The sequence below is a fragment of the Mesorhizobium sp. M0189 genome (assembly GCF_040322135.1).
Taxonomy (GTDB): Bacteria; Pseudomonadota; Alphaproteobacteria; order Rhizobiales; family Rhizobiaceae; genus Mesorhizobium.
Genome location: NZ_JAMYSW010000010.1, coordinates 139969 through 152444 on the forward strand (window position 1 = coordinate 139969; position 12476 = coordinate 152444).

Sequence of the window (12476 nt, forward strand, 5' to 3'; positions counted from 1 at the left end):
CGCGCGGCGTGGGGCATGGTCCGTGAAACGGCAGGTCCGCGCCCTCCATGCCTATCGCCAGCCGCCCGAGGCGGTGATGCGCTCGCCGGTCAGCCATGACGCCTCGTCGGAGGCGAGGAACACCGCGACGCGGGCGACGTCATCGGGCAGGCCGAAGCGACCGAGCGGGGTCATGGCGATAATCTGCTTCTCGAATTCGCTGCCGACGATGCCGATGCGCGCGAGGCCTTCGGTATCGATGCCGCCGGGCGCGATCGCGTTGACGCGGATGTTGCGTGCGCCGAGCTCCCGCGACATCGACAGCGTGATCGTGTCCACCGCTCCCTTGGTGGCGGCGTAGACGAGCGAGTTCGGCTGCGGATTGCGGCTGGCAACCGAGCTTATGTTGATGATGCTGCCGCCGCCCGGGCCAAAATGGCTCACTGCTGCTTGCGTGGTCAGAATGATGCCCAACACATTGGTGTCGAACTCACGGTGGAACTCGGCCTCGGTAACCGCTTCCAGCGGCTCGAACGCGAAGACGCCGGCATTGTTGACCAGGATGTCGAGCCCGCCAAACTCCGATTTCGCCGCCTCGAACAGGCGGCGCACGTCGGCCGCTTGCGACACGTCGCCCTGGACGGTGACGGCGCGGCCGCCACGGTCCTCGATCTCGGCGACGACGCGGTCGGCGCCTTCCTGTGACGAGGCGTAGTTGACGACCACCGCGGCGCCGGCCGTGGCAAGACCCCTGGCGATGGCAGCGCCGATACCCTTGGAGGCGCCGGTGACGATGGCGACCTTGCCGTTCAGCTTGCTCATCAAATCTCTCCTTTGTCGATGATGAGCGGTATTTAATGATGATCAGAAATCGTATTAGGATCATCATGATCCATTCTTTCGTGCCTGGAATTCCGGAATGACCACCATCCTCGAAAAGACCGCCGGTCTCGTCGCCTTCGTCCGCACGGTCGATGCCGGCTCGTTCCATGCCGCCAGCCGGCTGGTCGGCTCCAGCCCATCGGCGGTGTCGAAAAGCGTGGCGCGGCTCGAGCGGCGGCTGGGCGTCAGGCTGATCAAGCGCTCGACGCGCCGGCTCGGGCTGACCAGTGAAGGCATCGCTTATTACGAGCGCGTGGCGCCGCTGCTCAGGGCGCTGGACGATGCCGAAGACATCGTCCAGCTGGCCGATACAGCGCGCGGCCTGCTGCGCGTCACAGCGCCGGTCGAACTCGGCCGCGGCCTGATCGCGGCATGGGCGCAGGCGTTCCTTTCGCGGCATGGCGCAGTCAAACTAGAGCTCAGCGTCACCGACCGCCACGCCGACCTGATCCGCGAAGGCTATGACGTTGCGGTGCGCATGGGGCAGCTCTCGGACACCGGGCTCATCGCGCGCAAGATCGCCAATCTGCCGATCGTGCTGGTGGCCTCACCGGCCTATGTCGAGCGGCGCGGCCGTCCGGCATCGGTCGAGGATTTACCGAACCACGAATTCGTCCGCTACCAGATGGCCGGCCGGCCCTATCCCGTCACTTTTGCCGACGGTACGATGATCGTGCCGGATGGGCGGCTCGATACCGATGATGGTGGTGCCATCCGCAATGCGGCACTTGCCGGCGCCGGCATCGCGCATCTGATGCGGTTTGCCGTGCAGGACGATCTCGACACGGGCCGCCTGGTCCGCATCCTGCCCGAGGTGGCGATGCCGACCATGCCGGTGTACATCGTCCATGCGTATGGGCGACAGCTACCCGTCCGGGCGCGGCTGTTCGTCGACTTCCTGGCGGGCCAGATGGCGGCGCTGATGCGATAGCGCAGCGCGGAATGACCTCCGCAGCCGATCCGACGCCGTCGCAAGCAAGATTCTTGCCCCATCACCCGATCTTCAGAACGCAATCTTCACTGACTCGGCGCTGCGGTTGGCCGGGCCGTGGTGGACGGCCTCGATATTGTTGCCGTCGGGATCGAGCAGGAAGGCGGCGTAGTAGCCGGGATGGTAGTGCTGCCGCTCGCCCGGTGCGCCATTGTCCGTGCCGCCGCCATCGAGGCCGGCCCTGTAGAAGGCGTCGACCATGGCGCGGTCCTTTGCCTGGAAGGCAAGGTGGTGGCGCCCCGTCAGCTTTCCCTGGGCTGCCGGGCTGTCGGGGCTCGAGATGAACAGCTCGTCGGCCCAGAAATAATCCTCGGCGCTGCCGCCGATCGGAATATCGAGCACCTTGAAAACCGCCTCGTAGAAGCGGCGGCTGGCCTTGAGATCCCTGACCACCAGCTGGACGTGGTCGATGAGACGGCCGCGATGAAGTTCCATGCCTGTCAGCTCCTGATCGCCAGGCTGGAAATCTAGCTCAGCACGGTGCACCGTCAATGCAATGGAGCAATTGAGCGGCGCAATTTCCTGACTGGATAAAAAATGCAACCGGATTGTCGGATTCAAAACATCTCCAACGTCCTTCGGACGCAAGCGGCTCGGCGAAGCTCGAAAAGGTCGTGCCGTATCAACGCTTCCGGCATGGGAGAAAAGTGAAATGAGCCTTTCCTATCGTTGGGTTATCGTCGCGGCTGGCGCGCTGATGACCTGTGTCGCCCTCGGGGCGATGTTCTCGCTGGCAATCTTCCTCGAACCGATGGCGCTCGACACACAATGGTCGCGCGCCGGCATATCGAGTGCGATGACGCTGAACTTCCTGGTAATGGGCCTCGGCGGCTTCGCCTGGGGCGCCATTTACGACCGCTTCGGCGCTCGCATCGTCGTCATGACGGGCGCCGTGCTGCTCGGCCTGGCGCTGGTTCTGGCCAGCCGCACCGGCTCGCTGCTCGTTTTCCAGCTGACCTATGGCGTGCTCGTCGGCCTCGCGGCAAGCGCCTTCTTCGCGCCGATGATCGCGCTGACTTCCGCCTGGTTCGACACGAACCGCAGCCTTGCGGTCTCGCTGGTCTCGGCCGGCATGGGCGTGGCGCCAATGACCATCTCGCCCTTCGCGCGCTGGCTGATTTCGGCCTATGACTGGCGCACCGCGATGTTCGACATCGGCATAATCGCGTGGGTGCTACTACTGCCGGCCGCCTTGCTGGTGCGCCAGCCGCCCAAGCCCGCTGCCGACGGTGCTACGCCAAGCGTTGCAGCCGAGGGTGTCGGCATGACGGTTCCGCAGGCGCTGCGCTCGCCGCAGTTCATCGTGTTGGGACTGACCTTCTTTGCCTGCTGCGCGGCGCATTCGGGGCCGATCTTCCATATGGTGAGCTATGCGATGCTGTGCGGCATAGCGCCGATGGCGGCGGTCAGCATCTACAGCATCGAGGGCCTGGCAGGGCTGGGTGGCCGGCTGCTTTACGGCGTGCTTGCCGATCGGCTGGGCGTCAAGCCGGTGCTGATCACCGGGCTGGCCATACAGGCCGTGGTCATCGCCGCCTATCTCGCGGTTAGTGAGCTTGGTCAATTCTACACGCTCGCCGTCATTTTCGGCGCCACCTATGGCGGCGTCATGCCGCTCTATGCGGTGCTGGCGCGCGAATATTTCGGCCAGCGCATCCTCGGCACGGTGTTCGGTGCCGTAACCATGCTGTCCAGCCTCGGCATGGCTTTCGGCCCGCTCGCCGGCGGCATGGTGTTCGATGCCTATGCCAGCTATTCCTGGCTGTTCATCGGCTCGGCCCTTGTCGGGCTTGGCGCGATGGCGATTGCGATCGCCTTTCCGCCGCTGCCGCGCCGGGAGTTGCAGCCGGCTTAAAGCACGATCGGCGGAAAAGGGCGGCCGCTTGGATGGCAAGCGGCCGCGTTCCAAAATAGCTGGCAGTGGTTGTTCGGCATTATGAAAAGCGAATTGCTATGGCCGCAGAGGCACCACTTCGGCGCCATCAAGCGTGTAGCGCGCATAGCGGAAATCGCGAATTCTCGCCAATCTGTCGCCCGCCCATTCCAGCAGGATAAAGTATCTTGGCCCTCCGGCCGAGTCGTCCGGATCGATCACCAGAATGGCTGGGTGCCGATCCACCAGGCCCGGAAGCAGCCGCCAGTCGTGGATACCCGCGTAATTGTGGAAGTACCGGCCCACTTTCGTGCGGCCGCTCGCCCGGAGCCGGTTGACGAGGTCAAGCCGCACGTCCTCGGCCAGCATGTCGCGGATCGCATCGAAGTCGCGGGCATTGAACCGCTCTACATAGGCTGCCAGACGCGCCCGCTCGGGCTCGGCCAACACCGGCACAGGCCGATCGTCAGGCTCGCCGGCGACTTCGCGCAGGCGCAGACGGCCGCGATGCAGTGCGGCTTTCACCGCCGGAACACTGCTGTCGATAATGTTGCCGATCTCTTCGATCGTATAGCCGAGCACATCCATGAGAATGACGCTGCTACGCTGCGCCGCGGGCAGGCGCATGAAGGTCTGCAGGCTTGCGGCCGCAGTGTGCCGGCCCTCGGCCGACATGCCGGGGTCAGGTATCATATCGATATCCTCGACGACATGCGCGGCATCCAACCTGGTACGGCGGCGTAGGTGGTCGAGTGCTGCATTATGCGCGATGCGGAACAGCCAGCCCTCGACATTGGCTATCGGCCCGGTCCCGGGGAACGCCTCGAGCGCCTTCACCGTAGCTTCCTGGACGACATCCTCGGCATCGATCACCGAACCGGTCATGCGGGCACAATAGCGATGCAGTTTCGGCCGCAATTCGCCGAGCAGCCGGTCAAATGGCTCCCGTCCTTCTGGCGCACCGGATGCGGATCCGGTCATCGCACAAGGATCGATTTCATTGCGTATCTCCCAGGGCAGGCGCGCCCGCCATCAGGCGCAGCGTCTTATAGACGCTCGACGATGGCAAAAGGATTCGGTCGAAAAAAACTTTCTTTAGCTGGAATCCTTTGGTGGTGCCTCCGCGTCTCTGGATCATGGGACCGCGAGACTGGTGGGCCATCTGTTCAAGCCGGAGGCGCCATAATCATGAGCAAGCAAAGTGCGGGATCAACGAAGGTCTGGGTTCTCGCCCTCACGTCGATAGGCTCCTTGATGGTCGTTCTCGATGCGATGGTCGTGGCGACCGCATTGAGCACGATGCGGGTCGAACTCGATGCCTCGCTGGAGACGCTGCAATGGACGATGAACGCCTATAATTTGAGCTTTGCCGTCCTGCTCATGACCGGGGCTGCGCTCGGTGACCGGTTCGGCCGCCGCCGTACGCTCGTTGCCGGATTGGCGTTGTTCATCGCAGCGTCGGTTGCCTGCGCGCTCGCTGGAAATGCCGGATTGCTGATTGCGGCCCGTGCGGTTCAGGGCGCGGGTGCCGCAATGGTCATGCCGCTGGCCATGGCGCTGCTGAGCGTCGCTTTTCCCCCGGAGGAACGAGGCAAGGCGCTGGGCATCTTTAGCAGCATCACCGGCCTGGCCCTGATCATCGGTCCGATGGCGGGCGGGGCGATCTCCGAAGGCCTCTCCTGGCACTGGATCTTCTGGCTCAATGTTCCGGTCGGCATCGTTCTCATCCCGCTGGTGATGCGTCGGATTCCGGAGAGTCACGGGCCGGGTACGGCAATCGATGTCCTCGGCGTCGCCCTGGTGACTGCGGCGGCATTTGGAGTGGTCTGGGGTCTGATGCGCGGCAACATCGTGGGCTGGAGCAGCTCTGAAGTGCTGTCGGCGCTGACGGCCGGGCTGCTTCTGGCCATCGCATTCGTCCTTTGGCAGCTGCGTACCCGTGAGCCCATGCTGCCTTTGCGGTTCTTTCAGGCGCGCGCATTCTCCTCGGGCGTCGGCGCGAATTTCCTGCTTTGCGCCGCCATGTACGGCCTCGTATTCCTGCTGCCGCAGTTTCTGCAGTTTGCCCAGAGCCGTGGGCCGCTCGGCGCCGGCATGGGTTTGCTGCCCTGGACCGCCACGCTTTTCGTGGTCGCACCGATCGCCGGCAGCCTGATCAACCGCGTCGGCGAGCGCTGGCTTGTCGTGGCCGGATTGATCCTGCAAGCGGCTGGAATGGCCTGGCTGGCGCAGATCGCAGCACCTGATCTGCCCTACATCCAGCTAGTCGCGCCCCTGATCATTACCGGTGCCGGCGTGTCGATGGCCATGCCTGCCGCGCAGAATGCGGTCCTCAATGCGGTCGCGCGGCCGGAGGTCGGCAAGGCTGCCGGCACGTTCAATACATTCCGCTTTCTGGGCGGCGTATCCGGGATCGCGATCGCCGGTGCGGTGTTCGCCGGCACTGGAAGCTTCTCGTCCACCGACGCGTTCAGCGATGGCTTCACCGCGGCAATCGACGTCTCCGCGCTGCTCTCGCTCGCCGGCGCGCTCGTCGGAATGGGGCTTCCGGAGCGTCGCACAGTGGCGCTCGCGAATGCCGGCAAGGAGGCGTAATTGTCGCTCGGAGGCGGGAAGCTCGCGCGAAGCGGGTCCCCGCTTCAAAACGCCTTCTACTGCCCGGCGGATGCGAGGGTGCCGCTCGCCATGAGGCCCCACAACTGGTCGGCGCTCAAGTGCCTGGCGGATCCGTCATAGGCCACGCGTCCGAGGCTGAGAACCACGATCCTGTCGGCCAGCGCCCGCACCGCGGCGAGATCGTGTGTGACGAGGCTGACGCCAGTGCCGCTGGCGGCGATCGAACGGATCAGCTTCACGCGTTCCGTGATGGCGGCGAACATGCTGCATCGCAGCACCCTGCCGCCGATATCGGCGGGCCAAGGCAGCGCGCGAAAATCGTCAAAAATGGACAATTCGGGCTGGTTCCCGCTGTTTTTTGGCTTTTATTAGCCGCGCCTCACGTTCCTGTTTCAAATATGTCAACTTTTTGTGTTGCGTTGCACAATGGTGGCGCCTTATCCTGCGTGAGGGGGGCGCTTCCGATTGGAAATGCGCCGTGAACGACGCCGCTATGTTGACCGATTGGCAGTTTCGCCGTCCCGCCGGCGCACGCCGCTAATGGGAAATGCGCGCGACACCCAATTGGACGCGCTGAGGGCCATCGCCGTGACGATGGTGCTGTACGCACACTTCTTCGCGGCCGGAGGATCCTCGTTCTGGGGCCATATCGGCGTACGTCTGTTCTTCGTGCTGAGCGGCTTTCTGATTACCCGCCTGCTGCTCGAAGCCCGCTCGGCCGCCGAATTCGAAACCGGACCGGCGCTGAGATCCTTCTATATCAGGCGGGCGCTGCGGATATTCCCGCCCTATTTCGCCGTGCTGGGTTTCGTCTGGCTTACGGACATGGAGCAGTCGAGAGGATCGCTGGCCTGGCACGCGCTCTATCTGTCGAATTTCTGGTACGCAGCGCAGAATGAATGGACGCCCTGGCTGCTCTGCCATTTCTGGAGCCTGAGCATCGAGGAGCAGTTCTATATCGCCTGGCCGTTGATCGTGCTGCTGGCGCCGCGCCGGCGCCTCGAAGCGATCTGTATCGCCGTTATCGGGCTGTCGCTGGCCTACCGGTTTTATTGGCCGATCGCGGGAACACCCGGTTTGTCGCGCGACCTGCTGCCGCCGGCGTCGATGGACGCGCTGGCGTCAGGGGCGCTGCTTGCCGCTTACCGGTCAAGATCCGCTGGCCTGCCGCAATGGCTTCGAGCTGGCTGGCCGTGGCTCGCCGCGGCGTTTTTCGTTCTGCAGTGGTTTGCGCCGGCGCCGGCAAATCCGCTGCAGGAATGGGGCCTCTGGCTGCTGTTGCAGATCCTGCCTCTCGTGCCGCTGGTGGTCATCGTTGCAAGCTGTTCGACAGGCGTTGGTGGCTATATCGGAAAAGGTCTCGAACTGCCGCCGCTGCTTGGCCTTGGCCGCATCAGCTACGGCGTTTATCTCTACCATCCGATAGTGCTGTCGCTCGTCGTCAAATCGCAGCCCTGGATTCCGCTCAACGTCTCGGAACAAGGGCCGGGACGGTTCCTGGTGGCGGGAACGGTGACGCTCATGCTGGCGTCGGTTTCATGGCTGCTTTTCGAGAAGCCGCTCAACAGCCTAAAGCGCCACTTCCCCTATGTTGCCCGGAGAGGCCGAGCCGGCTTCCCGACAGGCATCGATACGACCAACAGCGGTTGGCTCGCGGCAGGAGCATATCCGAGCAGGCCGCTTGATGGCGCATCGCGCTTGCCACGCAAGTTGCAACGAAGCGGTCGGGGCTGACCAATGGCTGCTCCCTTAGTCTCCGTTCTGCTGCCGACCTACAATGCGGGACCTTATCTTGCCGCTGCGCTGGGTAGCATCCTGCGCCAGGATTACGATCGTCTGGAGGTCATCGCCATCGATGATGGCTCGACCGACAACTCACTGCAGATCCTACAGAAATACCGCCAGGCCGACAATCGCATCTCGATCATCTCACGCGAAAACCGTGGCCTGATTGCAACTTTGAACGAAGGCCTGGCCATGGCCCGCGGCGATCTGGTCGCCAGGATGGACGCCGACGATGTCGCCTATCCCCGGCGCCTGTCGCGACAGGTCGCGCTGTTCAACCAGCAGCCTGACCTCGCGCTGTGCGGCGCGGGTTTCGACACCTTGCTCGGCAACCGCATCGTCAGGGGTTCGCCCGATCCGATATTCCAGGACAATAGCCTGCGCATCTTGTCGATGTTCTTCACGATCTGCATGCATTCCACGGTCGTCTACAACAGGAAGGTCATCGAAGAGAGCGTTCTATTTTATAACGAAAGGTACAAGCACGCCGAAGACTTCGACCTGTTCAGGCGGCTGACCGACCGCTACCCGGCGGCCATGATCCCCGAAAGCCTGATCGCCTATCGTATCCATGACGACAGCGTGACCAACAGGCACAAGCGCGAAATGCGCAGGACGCATTTGAAGATCGTCGCCGAGAACCTCGAGCGCGAGGGGCTCGCGGAAGAGACGCAAGACCTCCGCGACATCGGTGAGGTCCTGTCGATGGGCACGGTTCGCCGTGCCGCCGAGTGGATCCTTGCGCTGGAAGAAAGGATTGCCGCGCTGCCGGCCGAGGCGAGGCCGAGCTACCAGGCCGGCACGCTGAACCTGTTCTACTTCCTCTATCAGCTCATATCGGGAGAAAGACAGCCGTTGCTGATGCACGAATTCCTGACGCGGACCGCGAAATGGAAGCTCATCCGGCGCCGCGAGCAGTACGTGTTTCGCACCGGTGCCTTCGCGCCGCGCTTCAGTCTCGCCTCGATGTCGGTCACCAGGCAGGTGGATGCCCTGTCGCGGTATCTGCAATCCGTGCCGGCCGCGGCGGTTTTGCCTTCGAACCAGTTGAGCTAGCAACGCATGTTCGTCAAATCGCACCAGCTCCAGCAGCGCGGCCACTCGACGGTGCCGGCGGCCATGTCGCCGCGGCCGCAGCATGGACCGGCGCCGGCGGTCAGCTTCATCGTCTGCACACGCGACCGCGTCGCCGTGCTCGAGCCCTGTATCAGGTCGATCCAGGCCGCGTGTCGTGCCCATGCCGACTTTGCCGCCGAGCTGGTGGTTGTCGACAACGGCTCGACCGACAGCACCGCCAAACGGCTGGCCAGCATCGCCGAACTGTCGGACATCCCGTTCACCGCTATTCGCGAACCACGACCTGGACTGGCGGCCGCGCGCAACGCCGGGCTGGAGCGGGCGCGGGGCCGCGTGCTCGTCTTCGTCGACGACGATTGCGCAGTCCACAAGGATTATCTGCACGATCTGCAACGGCACTATTCGGCCGGCGAACGGGTCATCCGTGGTGGCCGCGTCGAGATCGGCGATCCCCGCGACCTGCCGTTCACCATCAAGCGGTCGCCGGTGCGCGCGCGGCTTACGCCGGATGTCCATCCCGGTGGCTTCGTGCTTGGCTGCAACATGACGATGCACCGTGATGTTGCAGCCCGCATCGGCCGTTTCGACGAACGCTTCGGCGCCGGCGGCCCGCTGCGCTCGGCCGAGGATACGGACTATCTCGTGCGGGCGGTGCTGCTTGGGATTCCGGTCGAATATGTGCCCGACATGACGATTTACCACCATCATGGTCGGCGCGATCGCAAGGCCATAGAAAAGCTGCACCGCGACTACAGCATGGGCAATGGCGGGCTTTGCCTGAAACATATCCGGCACGCGCCGTGGCTGCTTCGCCATTTCTACTGGTCCATGAGGGCGGCCTTGCGCGAACTGAGGAAAGGCCCTCTGTTCGACCGTGAACTCAAGCTGTCGCACTGGCCGATCATCGGCATGAACTTGCTCGGCGCGGCCAAGTTCGCGGTGCTTTCGCTGGTGAAATCGCCGCAGCCGGCGCAAATGCGACAGGAGCAACAGGCAAATGCCGAGGCGAGGTGATCCGCAATCATGCGATTGATGCCGCCCAGCCTGCCGATGCTGCGCCGCGCGCTCGGGCAAAAGCAGTTGCGCCTGCTTCCGGCCGTGGTGGTGCTCGGGCTGCTCAGTGCGGCGCTTGAGGGGTTCGGCATCGGCCTGATCATCCCGTTGCTGAACATAATCATGGGGCAGGGGCAGACCGGCATGGCTGGCTTTTCCGCCGTCTTCCAGCATGTCGGATCCAGCCTGAGCGAGCGCGACCGGCTGATCGTCATATCCGTCGCCATCCTCGGCTCGATCGTGCTCAAGAACCTGTTCGCCTACGTCAATACGCTGCTGACCACCTTCATCTACGGCAAGGCAAGCCATTCGATCCGCAGCGCGCTGTCGGAGCAGCTGCTGCGGGTGGGCTACCCGTTCTTCCTGCAGCAAAGCCCTGGACGGCTGCTCAACATCATCTCCAACGAATCCTGGCGGGCCTCGGATGCCATCCAGATCACGCTGGGGGCAATCGTCAACGCATCGGCCGCGATCATCCTGCTGACCTTCCTGCTGCTCCTGTCGTGGCAGATGACGCTGCTGGTCACGCTGGGCCTGGCGCTGGTGCAGGTCGCGCACGCCATGCTGTCGGCCAATCTGAAGGCGCCGAGCCGCAGCGTCGCCTCCCGCAACAGCCAGCTCGCATCACAGATGCTGCATCTGGTGCATGCCGGACGGCTGATCCGCATCTTCGGCCAGGAGCAACGCGAGAAGGCGGCATTCGACCAGGCATCGGATGCAGTGCGCCGGGCGGCGTTCGTGCTTTTGACGCGTCAGGGAGCGTTGCCGCCGCTGACCGAGGTTCTGCACGCCATGCTGTTCCTGGCGGTGGTGATCGGCGCCTGGTTCGCCAATGTCAGCTTCCCGCTGATCGTCGCCTTCGTCATCCTGCTCTACAGGCTGCAGCCCTACATGCGGTCGCTGCAAATGGCCTGGAGCCAGTTGCAGGGCCTGAGCGGATCGCTTGAAGAGGTGACGTGGATGCTGGACCCATCCGGTAAGCCCGAGCCGCCGCAAGGTGACGCGGCGTTCCCCGGGCTCAGCCAAGGCATCAAGTTCGAGGACGTCACCTTTACCTATTCTGGTTCGGAACAGCGCGCGGTGGTGCTGCATGCGGCGAATTTCGACATCCGCAGCGGCCGCTCGACCGCGCTGATCGGCCGCTCTGGCGCCGGCAAGACGACGATCGTCAATCTCCTGTGCCGCTTCGTCGAACCGGATAGCGGCAGGATCCTCGTCGATGGATCGCCTCTGGACCGCATCGACCCCAGCCAATGGCGAAAGCACATCGCGCTCGCCAGCCAGGAGCTGGAGCTGGTCGACGGCACGATTTTCGACAACATTATCTACGGCCAGGACGCGGCCTCGACCGATGACGCCGAGCGCGCGGCAAAACTGGCCGAAGCGCATGGCTTCATCGAGCAACTGCCGCAAGGCTACAGGACCGTCGTCGGCTACCGCGGCGTCAACCTCTCGGCGGGACAGCGGCAGCGGATCGCGCTGGCCAGAGCCCTGGTGCGCGATCCCGATATCCTCATCCTCGACGAAGCCACCAATGCGGTGGACGGGCTGTCGGAAGCGGCGATCGTCGAGACACTGAAGTCGCGCGCCGGCCGCCGCACCACCATCGTCATCAGCCACCATCGCAGCACCATCTCGTTCTGCGACGACGTGGTGATCCTGAGCCACGGCCGCGTGAAAAAGCAGGCGCCCTTCGCGGCGCTCGCGACGCTCAGCATGGACGAGCTTTACCAGCACGAGGCGCTGGAGGGCTGAGGGCGCCCCCCGCTGCGTGCGCGCGCTGGGAGGTCGTCTCGGATGTCAAGCCAGGTCAAGCATCTCAGGGCGAGGAGCCCTCCGCCATGCCTCTCTGCAGGATTTCTGGGATGATGAGTGATCCCGAGCTTACCCGCTTTCGATCTGGAGCGTACAGAACCAAGGGTCCGCCTGCCAAATCCATCAATGGCAGGCGGACCCTAATCAGCGCTGAAGGGACTGATTCTGCGCCGATCTCTCCTCGAGGAGGTGACGCCATCAACTGAAGACGGGCGCAGTTGTTCCCGGCGCCGGCCGTACACGAGACCATTGCGCAGGCAGGTCAGACTTAGGTCCTATAAACGGGCATCGCTGGCTGGAGTGAACATCGGGTCTGCTCGGTGGTAGCGAAACTTCGGCCGGAGGTCGACGCAGCCATTGGGTTCCGGGGCATGGCTCGGCGCTGATCATAGGCGGCGATCGATC

11 protein-coding genes are annotated in these 12476 nt (G+C 63.9%); 7 read left to right on the forward strand and 4 right to left on the reverse strand.

Features of this window, described 5'->3' with window-relative positions:
- Positions 1–51: 51 nt before the first annotated feature.
- On the reverse strand, positions 52–801 hold the full coding sequence (locus NKJ09_RS19420; protein WP_352494431.1) for an SDR family NAD(P)-dependent oxidoreductase: 750 nt from the start codon (positions 799–801) through the stop codon (positions 52–54).
- Between the two features lie 97 nt (positions 802–898).
- Here NKJ09_RS19420 and NKJ09_RS19425 point away from each other — a divergent pair, with 97 nt between their 5' ends.
- The gene (locus NKJ09_RS19425) at positions 899–1792 is read left to right on the forward strand and encodes a LysR family transcriptional regulator (RefSeq protein ID WP_023722389.1); all 894 of its coding nucleotides are present in this window, start codon (positions 899–901) and stop codon (positions 1790–1792) included.
- A gap of 72 nt (positions 1793–1864) precedes the next feature.
- Here the strand turns inward: NKJ09_RS19425 and NKJ09_RS19430 are convergent, their stop codons facing one another.
- Positions 1865–2296 carry a VOC family protein gene (locus NKJ09_RS19430; protein ID WP_352494538.1) on the reverse strand — a complete coding sequence of 144 codons (432 nt, stop codon included), beginning with the start codon at positions 2294–2296 and terminating at the stop codon, positions 1865–1867.
- Between the two features lie 208 nt (positions 2297–2504).
- On the opposite strand from NKJ09_RS19430, the gene NKJ09_RS19435 reads away from it, so the two are divergent.
- Positions 2505–3707 carry an MFS transporter gene (locus NKJ09_RS19435; protein WP_352494430.1) on the forward strand — a complete coding sequence of 401 codons (1203 nt, stop codon included), beginning with the start codon at positions 2505–2507 and terminating at the stop codon, positions 3705–3707.
- A gap of 96 nt (positions 3708–3803) precedes the next feature.
- On the opposite strand, the gene NKJ09_RS19440 is transcribed toward NKJ09_RS19435, so the two are convergent.
- Complete coding sequence (locus NKJ09_RS19440) at positions 3804–4706, reverse strand: sigma-70 family RNA polymerase sigma factor (protein WP_352494429.1); 903 nt, start codon at positions 4704–4706, stop codon at positions 3804–3806.
- A 207-nt stretch (positions 4707–4913) separates the two neighbouring features.
- Here NKJ09_RS19440 and NKJ09_RS19445 point away from each other — a divergent pair, with 207 nt between their 5' ends.
- Positions 4914–6320 carry an MFS transporter gene (locus NKJ09_RS19445; protein ID WP_352481689.1) on the forward strand — a complete coding sequence of 469 codons (1407 nt, stop codon included), beginning with the start codon at positions 4914–4916 and terminating at the stop codon, positions 6318–6320.
- A gap of 56 nt (positions 6321–6376) precedes the next feature.
- Here the strand turns inward: NKJ09_RS19445 and NKJ09_RS19450 are convergent, their stop codons facing one another.
- A complete protein-coding gene (locus tag NKJ09_RS19450; RefSeq protein WP_352494428.1) occupies positions 6377–6676 on the reverse strand; it encodes a P-loop NTPase family protein in 300 nt (99 codons plus the stop codon).
- A gap of 205 nt (positions 6677–6881) precedes the next feature.
- Between NKJ09_RS19450 and NKJ09_RS19455 the strand changes: the two genes are divergently transcribed.
- The 4 genes from NKJ09_RS19455 to NKJ09_RS19470 all read left to right on the forward strand — a co-directional run bounded on the left by NKJ09_RS19455 (position 6882) and on the right by NKJ09_RS19470 (position 12011).
- Positions 6882–8075 carry an acyltransferase family protein gene (locus NKJ09_RS19455; protein WP_352481688.1) on the forward strand — a complete coding sequence of 398 codons (1194 nt, stop codon included), beginning with the start codon at positions 6882–6884 and terminating at the stop codon, positions 8073–8075.
- Between the two features lie 3 nt (positions 8076–8078).
- Positions 8079–9182, forward strand: coding sequence for a glycosyltransferase family 2 protein (locus NKJ09_RS19460; protein ID WP_023722381.1), 1104 nt, complete (start codon positions 8079–8081; stop codon positions 9180–9182).
- Positions 9183–9245: 63 nt separating this feature from the next.
- Positions 9246–10217: a glycosyltransferase family 2 protein gene (locus NKJ09_RS19465; protein ID WP_031195092.1), complete on the forward strand. Its 972-nt coding sequence runs from the start codon at positions 9246–9248 to the stop codon at positions 10215–10217.
- Between the two features lie 9 nt (positions 10218–10226).
- Entirely contained in the window at positions 10227–12011 is a 1785-nt protein-coding gene (locus tag NKJ09_RS19470; RefSeq protein WP_502901336.1) for an ABC transporter ATP-binding protein, read from the forward strand.
- Positions 12012–12476 lie beyond the last annotated feature (465 nt).